At 46.6% G+C, this 19,867-nt stretch carries 20 protein-coding genes and 1 riboswitch; all 20 genes read left to right on the forward strand.

What is annotated here, in order from left to right; translation table 11 throughout:
- Positions 1–115: 115 nt before the first annotated feature.
- Positions 116–1,288: an N-acetylglucosamine-6-phosphate deacetylase gene (gene nagA, locus BV455_RS15430; protein WP_218687376.1), complete on the forward strand. Its 1,173-nt coding sequence runs from the start codon at positions 116–118 to the stop codon at positions 1,286–1,288.
- 17 nt (positions 1,289–1,305) lie between these two features.
- A complete protein-coding gene (gene nagB, locus BV455_RS15435) occupies positions 1,306–2,061 on the forward strand; it encodes a glucosamine-6-phosphate deaminase (RefSeq protein WP_042410988.1) in 756 nt (251 codons plus the stop codon).
- Positions 2,058–2,786 carry a GntR family transcriptional regulator gene (locus tag BV455_RS15440; RefSeq protein ID WP_218687377.1) on the forward strand — a complete coding sequence of 243 codons (729 nt, stop codon included), beginning with the start codon at positions 2,058–2,060 and terminating at the stop codon, positions 2,784–2,786. Before nagB ends, BV455_RS15440 begins: the two co-directional genes overlap by 4 nt.
- A 16-nt stretch (positions 2,787–2,802) precedes the next feature.
- Positions 2,803–4,167 (forward strand): N-acetylglucosamine-specific PTS transporter subunit IIBC, encoded by a 1,365-nt coding sequence (nagE, locus tag BV455_RS15445; RefSeq protein ID WP_218687378.1) that lies wholly within the window; start codon positions 2,803–2,805, stop codon positions 4,165–4,167.
- 95 nt (positions 4,168–4,262) lie between these two features.
- Positions 4,263–5,180, forward strand: coding sequence for a DUF7916 family protein (locus tag BV455_RS15450; RefSeq protein WP_218687379.1), 918 nt, complete (start codon positions 4,263–4,265; stop codon positions 5,178–5,180).
- A gap of 551 nt (positions 5,181–5,731) precedes the next feature.
- Positions 5,732–6,481, forward strand: coding sequence for a sensor histidine kinase (locus BV455_RS15455; protein ID WP_017435320.1), 750 nt, complete (start codon positions 5,732–5,734; stop codon positions 6,479–6,481).
- Positions 6,478–7,179: a response regulator transcription factor gene (locus BV455_RS15460; protein ID WP_017435321.1), complete on the forward strand. Its 702-nt coding sequence runs from the start codon at positions 6,478–6,480 to the stop codon at positions 7,177–7,179. Before BV455_RS15455 ends, BV455_RS15460 begins: the two co-directional genes overlap by 4 nt.
- Positions 7,176–8,519, forward strand: a complete 1,344-nt coding sequence (locus BV455_RS15465; protein WP_017435322.1) for a hypothetical protein — start codon at positions 7,176–7,178, stop codon at positions 8,517–8,519. Before BV455_RS15460 ends, BV455_RS15465 begins: the two co-directional genes overlap by 4 nt.
- An 81-nt stretch (positions 8,520–8,600) precedes the next feature.
- Positions 8,601–9,506, forward strand: a complete 906-nt coding sequence (locus BV455_RS15470; protein ID WP_081161260.1) for an acetamidase/formamidase family protein — start codon at positions 8,601–8,603, stop codon at positions 9,504–9,506.
- A gap of 14 nt (positions 9,507–9,520) precedes the next feature.
- The gene (locus BV455_RS15475; protein WP_017435324.1) at positions 9,521–10,900 is read left to right on the forward strand and encodes an APC family permease; all 1,380 of its coding nucleotides are present in this window, start codon (positions 9,521–9,523) and stop codon (positions 10,898–10,900) included.
- 116 nt (positions 10,901–11,016) lie between these two features.
- A complete protein-coding gene (locus BV455_RS15480) occupies positions 11,017–11,631 on the forward strand; it encodes a PH domain-containing protein (protein WP_042410975.1) in 615 nt (204 codons plus the stop codon).
- 125 nt (positions 11,632–11,756) lie between these two features.
- Positions 11,757–11,970, forward strand: a riboswitch (cobalamin riboswitch).
- A gap of 126 nt (positions 11,971–12,096) precedes the next feature.
- Positions 12,097–13,059, forward strand: a complete 963-nt coding sequence (locus BV455_RS15485) for an ABC transporter substrate-binding protein (RefSeq protein WP_017435326.1) — start codon at positions 12,097–12,099, stop codon at positions 13,057–13,059.
- Positions 13,025–14,080, forward strand: a complete 1,056-nt coding sequence (locus tag BV455_RS15490) for a FecCD family ABC transporter permease (RefSeq protein ID WP_042410971.1) — start codon at positions 13,025–13,027, stop codon at positions 14,078–14,080. Before BV455_RS15485 ends, BV455_RS15490 begins: the two co-directional genes overlap by 35 nt.
- A complete protein-coding gene (locus BV455_RS15495; RefSeq protein WP_042410995.1) occupies positions 14,080–15,564 on the forward strand; it encodes an adenosylcobinamide amidohydrolase in 1,485 nt (494 codons plus the stop codon). Before BV455_RS15490 ends, BV455_RS15495 begins: the two co-directional genes overlap by 1 nt.
- Positions 15,561–16,532 (forward strand): adenosylcobinamide-phosphate synthase CbiB, encoded by a 972-nt coding sequence (gene cbiB / locus BV455_RS15500; RefSeq protein WP_042410969.1) that lies wholly within the window; start codon positions 15,561–15,563, stop codon positions 16,530–16,532. Before BV455_RS15495 ends, cbiB begins: the two co-directional genes overlap by 4 nt.
- Positions 16,489–17,559 carry a threonine-phosphate decarboxylase CobD gene (cobD, locus tag BV455_RS15505; protein WP_042410968.1) on the forward strand — a complete coding sequence of 357 codons (1,071 nt, stop codon included), beginning with the start codon at positions 16,489–16,491 and terminating at the stop codon, positions 17,557–17,559. Before cbiB ends, cobD begins: the two co-directional genes overlap by 44 nt.
- Positions 17,556–18,113: a bifunctional adenosylcobinamide kinase/adenosylcobinamide-phosphate guanylyltransferase gene (locus tag BV455_RS15510; protein ID WP_042410966.1), complete on the forward strand. Its 558-nt coding sequence runs from the start codon at positions 17,556–17,558 to the stop codon at positions 18,111–18,113. Before cobD ends, BV455_RS15510 begins: the two co-directional genes overlap by 4 nt.
- Entirely contained in the window at positions 18,113–18,901 is a 789-nt protein-coding gene (cobS, locus tag BV455_RS15515; RefSeq protein ID WP_061579934.1) for an adenosylcobinamide-GDP ribazoletransferase, read from the forward strand. Before BV455_RS15510 ends, cobS begins: the two co-directional genes overlap by 1 nt.
- Positions 18,859–19,512, forward strand: a complete 654-nt coding sequence (locus tag BV455_RS15520) for a histidine phosphatase family protein (RefSeq protein ID WP_042410962.1) — start codon at positions 18,859–18,861, stop codon at positions 19,510–19,512. Before cobS ends, BV455_RS15520 begins: the two co-directional genes overlap by 43 nt.
- On the forward strand, positions 19,446–19,862 hold the full coding sequence (locus BV455_RS15525) for a bifunctional adenosylcobinamide kinase/adenosylcobinamide-phosphate guanylyltransferase (protein ID WP_042410959.1): 417 nt from the start codon (positions 19,446–19,448) through the stop codon (positions 19,860–19,862). Before BV455_RS15520 ends, BV455_RS15525 begins: the two co-directional genes overlap by 67 nt.
- The last annotated feature ends 5 nt before the right edge of the window (positions 19,863–19,867 follow it).

Genomic DNA, 19,867 nt, shown 5'->3' on the forward strand with positions numbered 1-19,867 from the left:
GAAACATAATCAAAAATGGTAAAAGAACAGCCTCTTTTCTTTATGAAGAAAACATATAGTGGTATAGATAACTAGATAATATAATGTTAATATATAGAAAGAGGGTGTAATATTAGTGAAACGGCGGTTGCTGAAAAACGCGGTTATCTATGCGGAAACAGGGAAAATCGAGCAAGGGTATGTGCTGACAGAAGGGGACAAAATTGTAGAAGTAGGCCCGATGTCATCATGCCCGGCTTCGAGTGAAGCGGAGGTGGTGGAGCTCGACCCAAGCTTCTCCGTTGTGCCGGGATTTATTGATGTCCATATCCATGGCGCATTTGGAGCTGATGTAATGGATGCGACAGACGAAGCGTTGCGCACAATGGCAAAAACATTGCCAAAGGAAGGAACAACAAGTTTTTTAGCGACGACGATGACCGCACCTATTGAGCAGATTGAACGTGCTTTACAAAATGTTGCGCAATATATAGATAGAAGCAATCCATCTGGGGAAGCAGAGGTACTTGGCATTCATTTAGAAGGTCCATTTATTTCCCCAAAACGTGCAGGGGCGCAACATCCAAAAAATATCATCGAACCGAATATCGAACTATTTCAAAATTGGCAGAACATCGCAAATGGACATATTCGCCTTGTCACGCTGGCGCCGGAAGAAAAGAATGGCTTGGCGCTCACCGCTTACTTAAAAGAACATGGTGTTGTCGCCTCAATCGGCCATTCTGATGCGGTGTACAAACAAGTAAAAGCAGCGATTGACGCAGGGGTAAAGCATGCGACTCACCTATTTAACGGCATGCGCGGCATTCACCACCGTGAGCCGGGAGTTGCCGGGGCGGTGCTGATGCACGAGGAAGTAATATGTGAACTAATCGCTGATGGCGTTCATGTGGCGCCGGAGATGATTCGCTTCGCTTATCAGAATAAAGGAAGCACTGGGCTCATATTAATTACAGACGCAATGCGCGCCAAATGTCTTGGAGCGGGAACATATGAGCTCGGCGGACAGGAAGTGACGGTGCAAGGGGAAAAGGCGACATTGCGTGACGGCACGTTGGCGGGAAGCATTTTAAAATTAGGAGATGCGGTGAAAAATGCGATGGTGTATACCGGCTGCACTTTAGAAGATATCATCCGCATGACGAGCTGGAATCCAGCAAAGCAATTAGGCGTCTTAGACAGAAAAGGAAGCATCCGCGCCGGCAAAGATGCTGATCTCGTCGTATTAAATGAGCAGCATGATGTCGTAATGACGATATGCCGTGGTAAACTTGCCTATTCCAAATAAAAAGAGGGGGTCGGACGATGAAACTGATCGAAGCAGCCAACTATGAGGAGATGAGTCAAAAAGCGGCTGAAATCATCATTGCCCAAGTAAAGGAAAAACCCGATGCCGTTCTTGGCCTTGCCACGGGATCGACAATGCTCGGCACATATAAACAATTAGTCGAGGATCATCGCCAAAATGGAACATCTTATCGAAACGTTCGCACGGTTAATTTAGATGAATATATTGGTTTGTCGCCCGATCATCCGAACAGCTATCGTTACTATATGAATCAACATTTATTTTCCCATATCGATATTCCGCTTTCGCAAACCTATCTTCCAAATGGGGTGAGCGATGATGTGGAAGCGGAATGTCAGCGCTACGAACAGCTCATTGAAAACTTGGGAGGAATTGATTTACAGCTATTAGGAATTGGAAGAAACGGGCATATCGGTTTTAACGAACCGGGGACATCGTTTTCGACACCAACACATGTCGTCGAGCTGGCGCCATCAACACGGCAAGCGAACGCCCGCTTTTTCCCATCCTTAGAAGATGTACCTCACCAGGCGATTACGATGGGCATTGCAACGATTTTAAAAAGCCGGCATATATTGCTATTAGCGGCCGGAACGGCGAAGGCGCCAATTATGGCGAAGTTGTTCGAAGGAACCGTGACTATAGATATGCCGGCATCGGTGCTTCACACCCACCCGAACGTTACGGTGATTGCCGATCAAGAAGCATTGTCGCTTGTGCCAGATGAAAAACGAAAGGTGCATGCAAAATGATTAACAAAAGCTCGCCACTTCCGATCTATTACCAGTTGGAACAAGGAATTAAAGAAATGATCGAAAAAGGGCAGCTCAAGCCGGGGGAAATGATTCCATCCGAGCGCGAGCTGGCAGAAACCTACGACATTAGCCGAATGACCGTCCGCCAAGCGATCAATAACTTAGTGAATGATGGATATTTAGTAAGAAAACGGGGCAAAGGAACGTTTGTCGCCGCGATGAAAATCGAACAGCCGCTGAAAGGGTTGACGAGCTTTTCCGAAGATATGCGCGCACGCGGCATGGAACCGGGAACAACCGTGTTGGCTTTCAACATTGTTCCTGCCAGCACGTCGTTAGCACAGCTGCTCGATGTTCGCGAAGGAGCGAACCTTTACGAAATTCGCCGCATCCGTCTTGCTGATCAGCTGCCAATGGCGCTCGAAACATTATATATTCCATGTATGCTCGTTCCACATTTAACCCGCGAAATTGCAAACGGTTCCGTTTATGATTTTATTGAAAAAGAATTGGGGTTAATCATTCAATCGGGCGTGCAAGTAATTGAGGCTTCTGTCGCCCGCAAGATGGAGGCGGAGCTGTTGCAAGTGAAAGAAGGAGCGCCGGTGCTTCTTATGCAGCGCAGAAGTTATTTAAATAACGGCCGGCCGTTAGAAGTCGTCAAATCGGTTTACCGCGGTGACCGCTACAAATTAACGATTGAGATGGAACGTTCAAAATAAAAGAGGGGGAATTTCAATGTTAGGATTTTTACAGAGGCTTGGAAAAGCGTTTATGCTTCCGGTTGCCGTTCTGCCGGCAGCGGGATTATTGCTTCGTTTAGGACAGCCGGATTTATTGGATATTCCGTTTATCGCCGCGACGGGGGATGCTGTTTTTTCGAACTTGCCTCTCATTTTTGCGATCGGGGTTGCTGTTGGCTTTGCCAAAGACGGAAACGGTGCGGCGGCGCTGGCCGGGGCGATCGGCTACTTTGTGTTAACAAAAGGGGCCACTGCCATTGATAAAGATATTAACATGTCCGTACTAGGGGGAATCATTTCCGGTGTGATTGCCGGATTGCTGTATAACCGCTACCATAATATTAAGTTACCGGATTGGCTTGGATTTTTTGGGGGCAAGCGGTTCGTCCCAATTGTGACCTCGTTTGTCATGCTTATATTGGCACTGATCTTTGGATATGTATGGCCGACGATTCAGGACGGCATTAACGCGGTCGGCAAATGGATCGTCGGTGCTGGAGCGCTTGGGGTAGGCGTTTTCGGCTTCTTGAACCGATTGCTCATTCCGGTTGGCTTGCATCACGTTTTAAATAGCTTCGTATGGTTTGTGTTTGGCGAGTACAACGGAAAAACAGGGGATTTATGGCGGTTCTTCGCGGGGGATCCAGATGCCGGAATTTTCATGGCGGGATTTTTCCCGATTATGATGTTTGGTCTTCCAGCCGCAGCATTCGCAATGATTGCCGCAGCAAAAAAAGAGCGGCGCAAAGAAGTATCCGGTGCGCTCATCAGCGTGGCGCTCACTGCCTTTTTAACGGGAATTACCGAACCGATTGAGTTTTTGTTTATGTTTTTATCGCCATTGCTTTATGTCGTTCACGCTGTATTAACAGGTCTTTCGTTGGCGATCGCGACAATGCTGGGCATCCACCACGGATTTACGTTTTCTGCCGGTGCGATTGACTTTTTCTTAAACTATGGAATTGCGCAAAAACCGTATCTATTAATCGTGCAAGGAATTATCTATGCTGTTGTTTATTACGTTGTGTTCTATTTCTTGATTGTCAAATTAGATTTAAAAACGCCTGGCCGTGAAGAAATCGAAGGCGAATTTACGGAAAGCGACGCAGCGACATGGGGCGGCGGCTACAAAGATGTCGCGGTGAAGTATATGGAAGCGCTGGGCGGTAAAGATAACCTCATCCAGATCGACAACTGTGTGACCCGCCTGCGCTTAAAAGTAAAAGATATGTCGAAAGTCCATGAGGACGAACTGAAACGTTTAGGAGCAAAAGGAGTCATCCGCCTCAATCAAACGGATGTGCAGGTCGTTGTCGGCACGGATGTCGAGTTTGTCGCCAGCGAGCTGAAAAAGCTATAACCAAGAGGAAAGCGTTCCAGCTCTTTTCGTTAGCAGAGAAGAGCTGGAATCTCTATTTTCATAGAGATATTAATAGATCAAGGAGGAATTTGCTAATGAAGCGGTTGCTAGACTGCAGCGCCTCGGATTTTTGCCGTATGAACGGAAAAGAGCTGAAACAATCGATTCTGGCAGCAGAAGGAAGAACGATCGTCGCGGAAGTGATCGGCTCCGTTGCCCCGCTTTATCCGGCGGTGACGAATGCGGAATTGGCCGCGGCGTTTGGCGCGGATTTGCTTCTATTAAACATGTTTGATGTGTTTCAGCCGCTGGTGAACGGGTTGGATACGAAGGAGCCAAATCAAATGGTGAAGCGTCTGAAGCAGTTAACGGGGTGTCCAATTGGTGTCAATTTGGAGCCTGTTGACCCGAACGCGAAGCAGCTAGAGAGTCTTGCTTCTCTTCCAAAAGGAAGGATGGCAACAGAAGAATCACTGCAAGAAGCAAAACGTCTAGGTTTTGATTTTATATGCCTAACCGGAAACCCGAAAACAGGCGTGACAAATAATGAAATTATCCGCGCGATCGAAACAGCCCGTGATGTTTTTGGCGAATGCGGTCTCATTATCGCCGGGAAAATGCATGGGGCTGGCGTGGCCGGGGAAACGGGAGGCGGCATTATATCGGAAGACGTGGTGCTGCGCTTCGTTCAAGCGGGGGCCGATGTTGTCCTTATGCCGGCGCCGGGCACCGTGCCTGGTGTAACTCCCGAAAAAATAGCGAGCCTCGTCCGCGCTGCCCATGAACATGGGGCGCTGGCGATGCTGACGATCGGCACGAGCCAGGAAGGGGCTGACGAGGATACAATCCGTCAAATCGCACTCGCAAGCAAAATGGCCGGCGCTGATCTGTACCATATCGGCGACGCTGGCTACCACGGTATCGCCATTCCGGAAAACATTATGACGTATTCGATTGCCATCCGCGGCAAGCGTCATACATATATTCGTATGGCGAGATCGCCGCTGCGATAAAAAGATAATGTGAAAGCCTCACTGTGTAAACGAAGAAGGAGCGTTATTCCTTCTTCTTTTTTTCTAAACAGATTGTTCCTTCTTGCTAGAAAATTGATTCCTAAAAGTGAACATATCTACGTATTGCATAAGCGAGAAGTAGTTAGAAGGATTAGAACAGGACCGATATTGCTTACGGAATCCCTTAGGAAGACTTCCGATGAAGCCATCGAGCGGAAGGAAACCTCCTTCTTCTATGCAGAAGCTTCTTCGATGGAGATGGCAAGAAACTCCCGCCTCTAAATAGAATGAAGGTGGGAGAGGTTTATTTTCTACCATTCCTCTGTACTCAGGATAGCCCATATAAACATAAATCGGTTCATTATTTTGCAACCGCTTTGCCACAAACGGAACAAGATGGAGTGTTGGCAAACAACATTCTCATTATTATTTCCAAAATAGCTATAATTTCCTTTTTATTGAATATGTCGAAATATTTGATATTGTATATAAAATGGTGTACGTTGTTATCAAACTATTGTGCAGCGAAAAGGGAGGAAAGGAGGAAGGGGATGATTACCGAAGAATGGTTTCGTATTTTGATTTTTGTTAGTGTATTATTGCCACTTACCTCTCTTATCATGCTCTCATTGTTGAGTGTGGGAGAAAAAGAAATCGACTATTTGCAGTTGGAAAATGCGCGTGTGCGCCTCGAGAAAGAGTTGCAGCAAAGTAAGTACATGCAACTGCATCAGCAAATTCAGCCGCATTTTTTATTTAACACGCTAAATGCGTTTATTTCATTGGCTAGGTTAGGAAAAAATGAAGAAATGGTCAAAGGGATGGAACATTTGTCACTATTTTTGCGATATAGCTATCAATCGAAAGAAGCGCTTATCCCCGTAAAAGAAGAATTAGCCTATACGAAAAACTACTTAGCGATACAGAAACTACGGTTTGGCCGGAAATTAACAGCATTGGTGCGTGTCGATAAAGAGGCGGAAAGAGCACTAATTCCTCCATATACATTGCAAACGTTGGTAGAAAATGCGTTTAAACATGGACTAGAGAAGAAAATAGGAGAAAAATATATAGAAATTACATTATCCCGCGAGGGAAATTGGCTTTATTTGCGGGTTTGCGACAATGGAAACGAGGGACAAGCTGTATCTGTAGAGAAAGGTGGGATAGGATTGGACAATCTAAGGAAGCGGTTCAATCTTCTATTTGATATGCCAACAAGAATATCATTGCAAAAAAATAAGCGCGACTTGACAGAGGCGCTTATCGTTTGGCCTTACGTGCCAGGTGAAGAAAGATGAAAGTACTGGTCGTGGATGATGAATATTTGGAGCTGGAACAGTTAACGTATTTGGTGAAACGGAAGTATCCATATTGGGAAGTGTATGCCGCTGAAGATGCAGCGCAGGCAAAAAAATTAGCTGCGGTGCATCCATTTAAACTGGCATTCATTGATATTCATCTTCCAGGACAATCGGGGCTAGATTTGGTCCATACGTTAAAACAGCTCCATCCAATGATGACGTTTATTATTATTACTGCTTATCAAGATTTCGAATACGCAAAGCGGGCCATTCAGTTAGAAGTGTTGGATTATTTAGTCAAGCCGCTTATTGAGAGTGAACTAGATAGCGCCCTGCAAAAATTTATTCAAAAACACCCAGAGGCGTTAGTAAAATCCTCGATCATCCAGGAAGCAATCGAGTATATTCACGCAAATTATGGACAAAAAATTAGTTTATACGATATAGCAGAAGCAATTCATGTCAATCCAGCTTATTTAAGCAAACGGTTTACGGAAGAAACAGGAATGCATTTCAAAGACTATGTCATCCATTACCGGATTGAAAAGGCGAAAGAGCTACTTATCAAAAGGCAGGATTGGTCAGTGGCACGGATAGCGGAAGAAACTGGGTTTGCCAGCCAGCATCATTTTAGTAACTCCTTTCGAAAATACGTGGGCATGACACCAACCCAATACAAGGAGAAGTATGTATGATAGATTGGTACTCTCTTTTATTTCTCGCCTTTTGTTTATTGCTTACCGTGATCCATTATATCGGGGAACATTCGTCTGAATCTGTTTTGCATTTTTATCCAGAAAAGATAGGACTAAGCAAAGGGACGAATTTTCTGCTGATTCGTTTTGTTACAGGTGAGGTGTTGTTGTTTTCGTGTTACGCTTCTGTACAGTATGGGGCAGTTTCGGGATTTGTTATCGGAGCTGCCGGTGTTTTCTCGATCTACTGGCTGAAAAAGATAATGATGTATGTTACCATCCAGAAAAATCCACAAGAGTCAATGATGCATATATTTGCCGATCTGATGACTTCTCGTGCGTTTTCGTTTATGTATATATGGATTGTCCTTTTTTATGTGAACCGGCTCGTACTAGCTGCAGCGCTATCTTCATTTCTCTTTAGGCATGTATTCCATCTCCCTAATTACGCGTTATTCCTTTTGCTATTATACGTTTATGTTTTTGCTGTTCTTGCCGGTACACGGGGAATTCAGAAGATCGGCACCATTCAATTATATTTGATTTATATAGCCGTTTGCATCGTTCCACTGTCCTATTATTTAGCGAGCGGAATTATGAAGAATTACTCTGTTCTTGTAGACAAGTTTCCTTCTTTCCTGCAGGCCAACTCAACTCAGTTGGTTTCACTGTTTTTCGCCGTACTAGAAGTGATGATGGGGCAGCTTATTGTAGATGAATATATGTGGCGCATTGGTTTAGCTATGAAAAAGGAACGGATGAATATGATCTTTCATGTAGCCGCTTTTTGTTGGATGGCAGTTCCGCTTGCGGTCACCGCGTTGTTTATTCCTTTTGCAGTCCAGCTAGGCGAAGGAAGAAGTATAGCGGGAATGCTTCATAATCTGTTTAAAGCCCCTTCCGCTTTTTTTGTATTTTGCCTGACAGTTGCTTTTCTCGCCTCTTTCTCCTCTAGTATTGCCATATCCCTGCAGTCTCTCCTTCGGCTAATGGAGATGCAGGCTGTTTCACGGTTTAATAGGAAAGTCTTGGATCAAAGCAAATATTGTATCGGTTTTTGTATCGTTATCATTGTTTTTTGGGTGCATCATTGTTTTTCTATGAAGCAGGTGATGCTCTTTTTTGTCATGCTTGCCTCTTCTTTTTATGGATTGCTTGCCTTGTTTTATTTACAAAGAAAGGTAAGACTGGCAATGTTAATCCCAATTGTCGTTTTCTTTTTTATCAATTGGCAATGGATGATGTCGCGTGGGGAAGTGATGATTGTTGTAACCAACGGAATGGAATGTTTTTTCAGTTTGTTTATTTATCGTATAATTCAAAACATAAAGAAATTATAAAAATTAGTGAAGAAAATGCAAAAGGACGCGGATCAACCCCTTTATAATAAGAAATAACAAATGGAAAAGGGGGAAGGAGATATGACGCTCATTCCATGTGAAACATCGATTTATGCGTTTAGTAAACATCACCAGCCTGTCAAAAAGGTGAAATCCGGAGAAACAGTGGTGATTGAAACGTATGATTGCTTTCAAAATCAAATTGCTTCCAACCATACGCCGTTTGACTCCATTGACTGGAACCATATTAATCCGGCGACAGGGCCAATTTATATTGAAGGAGCAGAGCCGGGAGATATTTTATCCGTCAAAATTGAAGCAATTCATTTAAAAGGACAAGGAGTAATGGCGGTTGGGCCGGGACTCGGCGTATTGGGCGAACGGATTCCGCAGTTTGAAGCGAAAATCATCCCGATTCAAGGGAATAAAGCGATTTTTAACGAAAAAATTGCCATTCCATTAAATCCGATGATCGGCGTCATTGGAGTTGCTCCTAGCGGTGAGGACGTTTCCTGCGGAACACCAGGACCGCATGGCGGCAATATGGATACAAAGCTCATTACAACAGGAGCTACTGTATATTTTCCTGTTTTTGTCGAAGGTGCCCTTTTTGCGTTAGGGGATTTGCATGCAGCGATGGGGGACGGAGAAATCGGTGTGTCCGGCATCGAAATTCCAGGGGAAGTGACAGTTACGTTTCACGTTATTAAAGGTCATTCCTTAAAACATCCTCTTTTGCAAAACGAGGAAGGCATCGCGACGATCGTATCTGCCAAAACATTAGATGAAGCGGTGAAGCAGTCGGTGGAAGAGATGGTGGATTTGCTTCTTCCCCATACCGATTTAACATTAAATCATTTAACAATGCTGATGAGCGCGGTTGGACAGACGCAAATCAGCCAGGTGGTAGATCCGCTGGTTACGGCCCGATTCTTCGTGCCACGCTGGGTGCTCGAGGCATATCAAATTGAATTATTCCAATTGTAAAGGGGTGAAGGGCAATGGCACAGATGGAAGCAAAGCAGACGGAACAGATAACTATTGAACAGCTTGGATATAAGCAGGAATTAAAGCGTTCATTAAGCTTTTTGGATTTGCTTATTTATGGACTTGTATTTATGGTGCCAATTGCTCCTTTTGGTATTTATGGATATGTAGCGGAAGGCTCCAAAGGCATGGTTGCCCTTGCCTACCTTATCGGAATGATAGGAATGATTTTTACAGCACTTAGTTATGCGCGCATGTCCGAAGCGTTCCCCATTGCCGGATCTGTCTACTCCTATGCACAGCGGGGGATTAACGAGCATGTAGGTTTTATTGCCGGCTGGGTGATATTATTAGACTATATTTTTGTTCCAGCCTTGCTATATCTCGTCAGTGCGGCGGCTTTAGCTGATATTGTTCCACAAATTCCAATTTATGTATGGTTAGTGCTGTTCATTGGGATTAATACGGTGATCAATATTCTTGGCATTGAAATAACAGCGAGAGCGAATAAAATCATCGTCATTTTAGAGTTAATCGTTTTGACGATTTTCGTGGTAACCGGCATTATTGCCGTCGCGAAAGGGGTAAACGGAGCACAGTTCAGCTTTAAGCCGTTATACGACCCGCATCATTTTAGCATGGGAATGGTAATGGGGGCTGTTTCGATCGCCGTGTTAAGTTTTCTTGGCTTTGACGCCATTTCGACGCTGGCCGAGGAAACGAAAGGCGGAAAAAAATCGATTGGCAAGGCTATTGTATTTTCTTTATTAACAGTAGGGGTGCTTTTCATCATTCAAACGTGGGTAGCCGCTCTCATTTGGCCCGACTATACAACGTTTAAAAACGCGGATGTTGCTTTTTACCAAATTGCTGAAATCGCCGGCGGTTCATGGCTGAAGTGGACAACGATTTTGGCGACGGCATTTTCATGGGGGATTGCCAATGCGCTCGTAGCACAAGCGGCTATTTCGCGAATCCTGTATAGCATGGGAAGGGACAGAAAACTGCCAAAAATATTGTCAAAAGTACACCCAGAATTTCAAACACCATATGTTAGCACCATAATTGTCGCTGTCATTTCCCTTATTGTTACTACCGCTTTTGCCTCGCAAATTGATAAGCTTGCTTCGCTTGTCAACTTTGGGGCATTAACAGCATTTCTGTTCTTGCACGCTTCCGTGATCAACTATTTTCTGCGCAAACAAGGAAGCAAAGATTATTTGAACCACCTTCTTTTTCCACTTATCGGTCTAGTGATTATCGGCTATGTATGGTATAGCCTTGATCCGCTAAGCAAAAAACTTGGGTTGATTTGGCTCGCTATTGGCCTTGTATATTTGCTTTTCTTAAAATTAACAAACAAAGACTCTAGTTTCGGAGATGAACTGCAGTGATAAAATCCAACGCGTTTTCCGAACGCGTTGGATCTTATTTTTGCCTAAAGATTCGGGAATGAAAAACCATATGATATAATAAACTAATAAGTACCTTTAAAGAGAGGGGCTGTATGATGTTTGGAAAAGTCGCCGCTGATGTGCTTGGATTAAGTGATATCGGCTCGGTCATTAAGCCGGAAAACTACGATAAAGTTGATGCCGATGATTACGTAATGCATGAAGATGGGGAAAAGATTTATTTCTTAATTAAATCGAAATCAGATGAGTATTGTTTTACGAATAAAGCGCTTATTCATTTGGATGGCACGAGCGCAACCAGCAAGAAACGCGTATTGCGCCGCTATGATTATTACAAGCATCCGATTTCCGACGTGTCGCTCGAAACAGCGGGAACCGTTGATCTAGACGTGGAGATTAAATTTAAAATCGGTGCCCATGTCTATTCGATTGACGTTCATAAAAAGTATTTAGAAGAACTAAAAGATTTATATAAATCGCTGCTCGCCATCGCCGAGCTTTGTCATGAAAACGAAACGAAGCTGGAGTACGCGCACAAAAGTTTGGAATTGACCGCGAATGTATTCGGGCGCGTAAAAAGTGACACAAATAATTTCTTGGCTGATTTCAAAGCAGTGAATGAACTCGCGTTTCAATGGCTCGTTGACGCGAAGACAAAATATACGGTAAAAGACTTCGGTTTTGTGTTTGAACGCTATATTAATCATTGAATGGTTCCTTTGTCCCCCGCCATCGGGGGATTTTTACATACCTTGAATTCCATGAAACTTTCATTTTTTTATTGCCAAAGTTTTTCTTATCCTTTAATATTATAACTGTCAATTGTTCGACAATTTTATACATTCGCAGCAAGGTGCCAATGGAGCGATTCGCTCCGCACGGCTTAATAGGGAATCTGGTGAAAGTCCAGAACTGTCCCCGCAACTGTAAATGCGGACGAAATGAAATCGCCACTGTACGGTACGATGGCATGCGCCGTTTGCCGTATGGGAAGGTTCAGAGTAGGATGAAGCATGAGTCAGTAGACCTGCCTTGCCTGCTTATGCGTTTCCTAATCTTCGGGGGTGAGAGTAGGAAACGGCAACGGTGGCTGCCTTTATGCATACATATTGCCGTTTCTTGCTCATTCCCATTCGGAATGAGTTTTTTTATTTCTGTAAAAAGGGGGAACAGCAATGAGAAAGTGGAAACAGTACATCGCGCTGCTTGTCGTCGTCCTGACATTCGGCCTATTGTTCGGATGCAGCGGGGCGAACGAAAGCAAAGCGCCTGCGAACAAAGAAGCAACAAAAACGGAACAATCGCAAGCCGCGTTTCCGGTAACGGTGAAAGATGGATTAGGGGAAGAAGTGACGATTAAGTCAGAACCGAAAAAAATCGTTTCCTTAATTCCAAGCAACACGGAAATTGCCTATGCGTTGGGATTAGGCGACAAAATCGTTGGCGTCAGCGATTTTGACAACTATCCGGAAGATGTGAAAAAGAAAGAAAAAATCGGCGGCATGGATTTCAACATTGAAAAAATTATTTCGTTGAAACCGGATTTAGTTCTCGCTCATGCGTCAGGCGCGCACAACTCAAAAGACGGGCTCAAGCAGCTGAAAGATGCAGGCATTACGGTGCTAGTAGTCAATGATGCGAAATCGTTTGCTGATGTATACCATTCGATCGAATTGATTGGCAAGGCAACTGGAACTGCCGGCAAAGCGCAAGAAATTATCAACAATATGAAAACGAAACTGGAAGAAATAAAAGAAAAGGCAAAACAAATTAAACCGGAAGAGCAAACGAAAGTATGGGTGGAAGTATCGCCGCCGCCGCAAATTTATACGGCCGGAAAAGGAACGTTTATAGATGAGATGATTCAGGCCATTTCGGCGAAAAACGTTGCCGGCGGCCTGGAAGGATGGCCGATGGTGACGGAAGAAAAAGCGGTGGCATACAAACCGGATGTGATTGTTACTACCTACGGCGGAGCGAAACAGGTGTTAGAACGCGCGGCGTGGAAAGATGTTCCAGCGGTGAAAAACAAGCGGGTATATGATGTCAATACCGATTTAGTCAGCCGTCCGGGCCCGCGTCTTGTTGAAGGAGTAGAGGAACTTGCAAAAGTTATTTACCCGGAAATCTTTAAGTAATGCATCGATGTATATCATTGCCGCAACGGTTGCGGCGGTCTCGCTTTTATTAGGGATATCGATAGGTTCGTTATCGATTCCCTTTTCTACTATTATCAAGATTCTTTTTTCGGCCTGGCTTGGATTGCCGCTGTCCGGCGGCGATGCTCCCGATGATCTTGTGCAAATCGTGATGATGATCCGCCTTCCGCGCGTGGTGCTCGCGTTTCTCGTTGGTGCGTCGTTGGCGGTCGCGGGCGCGGCGTTTCAAGGGCTGTTAAAAAATGCGCTTGCCGATCCGTATACGCTCGGCGTGTCATCCGGCGCTTCCGTCGGTGCGGTGCTCGTCATTTTTTTCGGTATTCAACTGCCGCTCTTTGGCACGTTTACTTTGCCGATCGTCAGCATTTTATTTGGGCTGGCGACGCTCGCGCTTGTGCTTTTATTTACAAGGGCCGTGGAACGGCAAATGTCGGTGGAGACGATCATTTTGGCCGGGATTATATTTGGAGCGTTTTTCAGCGCCCTTATCTCTTTGATGATTGCGCTGACCGGGGAAGAATTGCGGCAAATTATTGCCTGGCTGATGGGAAGCGTCGCGATGCGGGGCTGGAAATATACGGTGCTTCTCCTTCCGTTTTTTCTGCTCGGAGTCGTCTTGCTTCTTCTGAATGCGCGCGAGCTTAATGCGTTTGCCTTTGGCGAAGCGGCGGCGCTCCATGTCGGGGTGAACGTGATGCGCCGCAAAATCATGATTTTAACGGGGGCTTCGTTATTGACAGGGGCGGCCGTATCGGTGTCGGGGACGATCGGATTTGTCGGGCTCGTCGTTCCCCATATGGTCCGCCTTGTCTGCGGTCCGAACCACCGTTTGTTGTTGCCGTTGTCTTTGCTCTATGGTGGGGCATTTCTCGTGCTTGCCGATTTGCTGGCGCGCACGATCATTTCGCCGCGCGAATTGCCGATTGGTGTCATTACTTCCTTGATTGGCGCCCCGCTGTTTGCGTTATTATTTTTCCGAAGAATGAAAAGAAAGATGTGATCGATGTGCTGGAAGTAAACAACGTGTCTTACCGCTATCAGCGTAAACAAGTGCTTTATGATATTACCTTTACGGTGGAAAAAGGGGAAATATTTGGCATTTTAGGGCCAAATGGCAGCGGGAAAACGACATTGTTGAAGCTATTAAGCAAAGAGCTGTCTGTGCAAAGCGGCAGTATCACCGTGAACGGACGGCCGCTCCCTTCTTTTTCGCATAAAGAGTGGGCTCGTTTTGCCGCAGTGCTTCCGCAAACGATCGATGCGGCGTTTGGCTATACGGTCAAAGAAACGGTGGAGCTCGGACGGTACGCCCATCAGCATCGTTTATTGCCGATGTGGACGGAGGAAGATGAGCAGGCGGTCGATGCGGCGATTCATGAAGTCGGCCTCACCGAAAAAGCGGGAGAGAGCATCGAGCGCTTAAGCGGAGGAGAGCGCCAGCGCGCCTATTTGGCTCGGGCGCTGGCGCAAAATCCCGAACTGCTGCTGCTTGATGAGCCGACGAATCATATGGATATTACCCAACAGCTCCATCTATTAAATCAGCTTGTTCGTTCGGCAAAAGAGAAAAAACTGACCGTGATTGCCATTTTTCATGATATGAATATCGCCAGTTTATATTGCGACAGGCTTTTAATGCTAAAAGAGGGGAAGGCGGTTGCGCTTGGCACGCCGGAAGAGCTGATGGAGCCGGCGCTTCTCCATTCCGTGTTTCAATCTCCGGTAAACAAACAGGCACATCCGACCGTTTCCAAGCCACTGCTGGCCTTTTTGCCAGAAAGAGGATTGTCGGCCATCGAACAGCGGGGGCTGCCTGAACTCCTTACATGGACAACGATGGACGACTGCATCGCCATCACTGCGGCGGAGCCGCTCAAAGTGCTGTCTTCCGCACTTGTTGGCTCGGGGTTTCAATGGGCGACCCATTTTGTCAACCGGCAAGTTTCCAAAGACTATAACCGTGAAGATGCAGAATTAGAGATGAAGCAATATTTACGGAAACGAGGGCTTCCTGTTTCCAGTACGATTGGAATGATGACGGCAGTCGACATACATGATGCCGTTTGCATATATGAAAAACAAGACGCGTTTTCGCTCTGGGCGGTGGTGACGGCGGGAGTAGGAAATGCCGTCGATGCCGCGCATGCGTGGAAACGGAAGCAATTCGAACAAAAAATCGGAACCATTAATATGATGATTTTTATCGATGGAACGTTAACCGATGCTGCCTATGTGCAAGCGGTGATGACGGCGACAGAAGCAAAGGTGAAGGCATTGTATGAAGAAAACGTCCTTGATCCCGAGACGAACACGTATGCGACGGGTACTTCGACCGATTGCATCGTCATTGCCGCGACGCAGACGGGCACCGCTTTTTCGTATGCGGGAACGATCACCCCGATTGGCCAAGTGATCGGGCGCGTCGTTTATGAAGCAACAAAGGAAGCGCTGCGCCGATATCGAAAGCGAAGGGATTTTTCATGAGCCATCTGCTGGCGATTGCGCTGGCATTGATGCTTGATTTTTGGCTCGGTGATCCGCGTTGGCTGCCGCATCCGGTGCGGGGCATGGGAGCGCTTATCGCTTTTTTTGACCGGCGGTTAAACAAAGGAGCATATCGGCGCGTAAAAGGAATGGTGACGGTAACGGCAGTAACAGGAACGGTGTATATCATTTCGTTGCTTGCCGTCAAAATTAGTTATTCGCTTTCTTGGCTCTTTGGGGTTGTCGTAGAAGCGATCCTGATTTTTACCACGATTGCAACGAAAAGCCTACAAGAGGCGGCATGGAATGTGCTGCTGCCGCTCGAGCGGGGAGATATGGAGCAGGCGCGCCGCGAGTTAAGCATGATTGTCGGACGCGATACGGAAAACTTGGATGAACCGGAAATCGTGCGTGCCTGCGTGGAAACGGTGGCGGAAAATACAAGCGACGGCATTACCGCGCCGCTGTTTTACGCATGGATCGGCGGCGCGCCATTGGCGCTTTTTTATCGCGCTGTCAATACGTGCGATTCGATGCTCGGCTATAAAAATGATACGTACCGCGCGTTCGGCTGGGCGTCGGCAAGACTGGATGATGTCATGAATTATATACCAGCGCGTCTGACAGCGGCCGTCATGGTGTTCGCTCATAGCGGCAAGCGGTTCCGCTACTGCTGGCGCGTGCTGCTTCGCGATGCCCGCAAGCATCCAAGCCCAAACAGCGGCTGGCCGGAAGCGGCGATGGCGGCGCTTTTAGGCGTGCGGCTTGGCGGAACGAATACGTATCACGGCGTCGTTTCCAGGCGGCCGACAATCGGTGACCCGCTCGTTCCTTTGCAAACCAATCATATTCGCCGAGCGCTCCGAATTATGGTGGTGACCGTTTTGTCGTTTGTGCTGCTATTGTTGATAGGAGGGATGATCGTTGCGTTTACCGGCGCATGGGGCGAATCCTCGCAAGCTATATGAATACTGCAATATTCCGCTTCCGGAAAGGTACATCGATTTTAGCGTCAATACGAACCCGTATATGCTTCCGCCATCGCTTTGGCCTTCGCAAACGGAGTTTTGCCAATGGGCGATGGAGTATCCCGATCCCGAGGCGCGGCAGTTGGCGGAGCTGCTTGCTGAAACAGAAGGGGTATCGCCAGCAAAATTGCTTATCGCCAACGGTGCTTCCGAGTGCATTTATTTGCTCGCCAAACTGTTTGCCAATAAGCGGGCCGGCATTCTCGAACCGACGTTTTCCGAGTATCGCCGCGCCTGTCAGGCGCACGGCTGTAACATTGTCCTGCTTGTTGCAACGGAAGAACGAAATTGGAAATATGAGCAACAGGAGTTAATGAAATTAATAGAGGAGGTCGATGTTCTCTTTTTATGCCATCCAAACAATCCAACGGGAACGGTGATGAAAGAAGATGAGCTCTATGCGTTGCTTGCCGCGGCGGAGGAAGCAAGGACGTTTACGGTGATTGACGAGGCGTTTTACCCTTTTTGGTTTGGCGGCTTTACGGCAATGCAGTGGATGAATGACTTTTCCCGCTTAATCGTGTTGCGCTCCTTAACGAAAATCCATCATTTAGCAGGAGCGCGTATTGGCTATATGGCTGCAAATGAAGCGGTCATTGAAAAAGTAAAGGCGTTGCAGCCTCCATGGAGTGTAAGCCGGATTGCCCAGCAGCTTGCGCTCCGTTTTTTGCCGCTCGAGGAGTTTGCCGCGCAAACGAAGCAAATGATTGCCCAAGAAAGGGAAAGAATCACGGGCATATTGCGCGCATATGGCTATTCTGTTTCTTCGTCTGTCGCTAACTTTTATTTATTGCGGCGGCCGGGGTGTCCAACAGAAGAACTGTTTTTTTCTTTATTAAAGGAAGGGATCGTGCCGCGCCATACCGTCAATTTTCCTGGTCTTGACGGCCGTTATTTGCGCTTTGCCGTGAAAACGAAAGAAGAAAATGACGAATTATTGCATGTGTTAAAGCGGTGGGGAACATGATGGTGTTTATTAGCGGCGGCGTCCGCAGCGGAAAAAGCAAAGTGGCCGAAGGGTACGCGCGAAAGCTAGCGATCCCGGAATTCTCCTTGCACTATATTGCGACGGCAAGCGCTGATGACGACGAAATGAAGCAACGCATCATCCATCACCAAAAGCGGCGGGAGAAACAGCCGATTCAATGGGCAACGTGGGAGCAACCTGTTTGTCTTGACCAGCTGGTCGGATCGTTTACGAAAGAAGATGTCGTGCTGCTCGATTGTTTGACTAATTGGCTCGCCAATGAGCTGTTTCGTGATGACAGCTGGAAAGAGGAAAAATTATGTTTCCGTAAAGCGGCGTACATGTGGGAAACGCTAGAGCGGCTGGCGGGAGCGTGCAAAGCGTTGATTATTGTTTCCAATGAATTATTTTGCGGGGGAGTACCCGCTGATATCGGGACCTATCACTATATGAAAATGCTCGGCTGGCTTCACCAGCAAATTGTTGCGGAAGCGGAGGTCGCTGTTTTAGTCCAGCACGGGTTGGCAACGGTCAAAAAAGGAGAGTTGTTCTGATGAAAGCAGCTTGGAGCGGGTTATTATTATCGTTGCAATTTTTAACGGTGATTCCGGTTCGGAGGCAAATCGAGTGGAACGGTGACGTAGCGCGCTGGTCTGTCCGTCTTTTCCCGCTTATCGGCGCCATCATCGGAGCTGTCGCGGCCGTGATGTACTACCTGTTTTCTGCTTTTTCTTCCTTTTCTCCGCTGTTTCTGGCGCTGTTTCTTATGTGGCTGTCGGTTTGGCTTGCCGGCGGTTTGCACGCCGATGGTTGGATGGATGTCAGCGATGCGTTTTTTTCGTATCGGGATGTAAAGCGACGCCAAGAAATTATGAGCGATTCGCGCGTTGGAGCGTTTGCGGTATTATCTATTTTGTTTTTGCTTTCATTTCGCTTTTTATTTATGTTTGAAACAATATGTTCCGATTTTGATATATTTCTTATTGCTGTTATTCCGGTGTTTTCGAGAACAGCGATGGCATGGCTGCTTATTTGCGGAAAACCAGCGAAGCAAACCGGCATGGCTGCTGCTTTTCGGGAACATGCCGATCGTTACGATGCGCATGCCGCAATGACAATTGGCAGCTGTTTGCTCGCATGTTTATGCGCTACCCATCTTTCTGTTTTTAACACTATTATTTTTCTAGCATGCGGGACCATATTTGCTGCTTTCGCTGCACGTTTATTTTTTGAAAGACAATTTGGCGGCATTACCGGCGATACGCTTGGGGCGTTTGTGGAAGGGATGGAGACGTGGCTATGGTTTATTATTTGGCTATTACGTTCATACGTCACGGCATGACGCCGGAAAATGAAGCAAGGCGATATATTGGACATACGGATGTGCCGCTTGCAGGTCAGGAAAAAACACGGCTTCTCCAAGCAGACTTGCAGTTTTTCAAGCCTGTTGATTTGCTTGTATCAAGCGATTTGCTGCGCTGCCGGCAAACGTGCGAGAGGTTGTTTAGAAACTATTGCGGCGCGAAATGCGAAATGGAGCAATGGCGGGAAATAAATTTTGGCGATTGGGAAGGAAAAACTTTTCCAGAGTTGAAAGAAATAAAAGAGTATCAGCAATGGCTGCATTCTCCGTTTTCCGTAGCGCCGCCCAATGGGGAAAGCTACAAAGCTTTTTGCCGGCGGGTGGAAGAAGCGCTTGAACAAACCATACTGCTTGCCGAACAAACAAACGCGAGGCATGTCGCCGTTGTCACGCATGGCGGCCCGATTCGTTACGTATTGGAACGCTACGCTCCGGTAGAACGGCCGTTTTGGGAATGGGCAGTGCCATTTGGCGGCGGGTTTACACTGCAATCGACGCTTGAGAGGTGGAAGGAGAAAAAACGATGCATTTCATTGTCGGAGGTGCTTTTCAAGGAAAACGAAAATGGGCGTGCACTTACTACCGAATAACAGAACGGAAGGATGTCGTTTGGTATAACGGATATGAATGCGAATATGGCGAGCCGGATGTGAATATACTCGAACGAATCGTTGTAATGGAAGGATTGGAAGCAGCGATTCGGCGTATTCCAGATTTAACTTATTGGAAACGTATGTTTCAAATGTGGCATGAGTGGGAACGACAAGATTCTGGACGAACGGTTGTGTGGATTGGTTCAGACATTACGCAGGGGGTTGTCCCGGTGGAAAAAGAGGAACGATTATGGCGCGATGTAACCGGTTGGTGTTACCAGCAATTGGCGCAGCTTTGCGACCGCATTGATCGTGTTTGGTGTGGATTAGCAGAACGAATGAAATAAGGGGG

This window comes from Parageobacillus caldoxylosilyticus, from assembly GCF_019272935.1.
Taxonomy (GTDB): Bacteria; Bacillota; Bacilli; order Bacillales; family Anoxybacillaceae; genus Saccharococcus; species Saccharococcus caldoxylosilyticus.

What these genes read in the sequence shown, in the direction of transcription:
- nagB (WP_042410988.1), top strand. Translation starts at nt 1,306, where the DNA reads ATGAAACTGATCGAAGCAGCCAACTATGAGGAGATGAGTCAAAAAGCG.
- BV455_RS15440 (WP_218687377.1), top strand. Translation starts at nt 2,058, where the DNA reads ATGATTAACAAAAGCTCGCCACTTCCGATCTATTACCAGTTGGAACAA.
- nagE (WP_218687378.1), top strand. Translation starts at nt 2,803, where the DNA reads ATGTTAGGATTTTTACAGAGGCTTGGAAAAGCGTTTATGCTTCCGGTT.
- BV455_RS15450 (WP_218687379.1), top strand. Translation starts at nt 4,263, where the DNA reads ATGAAGCGGTTGCTAGACTGCAGCGCCTCGGATTTTTGCCGTATGAAC.
- BV455_RS15455 (WP_017435320.1), top strand. Translation starts at nt 5,732, where the DNA reads ATGATTACCGAAGAATGGTTTCGTATTTTGATTTTTGTTAGTGTATTA.
- BV455_RS15460 (WP_017435321.1), top strand. Translation starts at nt 6,478, where the DNA reads ATGAAAGTACTGGTCGTGGATGATGAATATTTGGAGCTGGAACAGTTA.
- BV455_RS15465 (WP_017435322.1), top strand. Translation starts at nt 7,176, where the DNA reads ATGATAGATTGGTACTCTCTTTTATTTCTCGCCTTTTGTTTATTGCTT.
- BV455_RS15470 (WP_081161260.1), top strand. Translation starts at nt 8,601, where the DNA reads ATGACGCTCATTCCATGTGAAACATCGATTTATGCGTTTAGTAAACAT.
- BV455_RS15475 (WP_017435324.1), top strand. Translation starts at nt 9,521, where the DNA reads ATGGCACAGATGGAAGCAAAGCAGACGGAACAGATAACTATTGAACAG.
- BV455_RS15480 (WP_042410975.1), top strand. Translation starts at nt 11,017, where the DNA reads ATGTTTGGAAAAGTCGCCGCTGATGTGCTTGGATTAAGTGATATCGGC.
- BV455_RS15485 (WP_017435326.1), top strand. Translation starts at nt 12,097, where the DNA reads ATGAGAAAGTGGAAACAGTACATCGCGCTGCTTGTCGTCGTCCTGACA.
- cbiB (WP_042410969.1), top strand. Translation starts at nt 15,561, where the DNA reads ATGAGCCATCTGCTGGCGATTGCGCTGGCATTGATGCTTGATTTTTGG.
- BV455_RS15510 (WP_042410966.1), top strand. Translation starts at nt 17,556, where the DNA reads ATGATGGTGTTTATTAGCGGCGGCGTCCGCAGCGGAAAAAGCAAAGTG.
- cobS (WP_061579934.1), top strand. Translation starts at nt 18,113, where the DNA reads ATGAAAGCAGCTTGGAGCGGGTTATTATTATCGTTGCAATTTTTAACG.
- BV455_RS15520 (WP_042410962.1), top strand. Translation starts at nt 18,859, where the DNA reads ATGGTTTATTATTTGGCTATTACGTTCATACGTCACGGCATGACGCCG.
- BV455_RS15525 (WP_042410959.1), top strand. Translation starts at nt 19,446, where the DNA reads ATGCATTTCATTGTCGGAGGTGCTTTTCAAGGAAAACGAAAATGGGCG.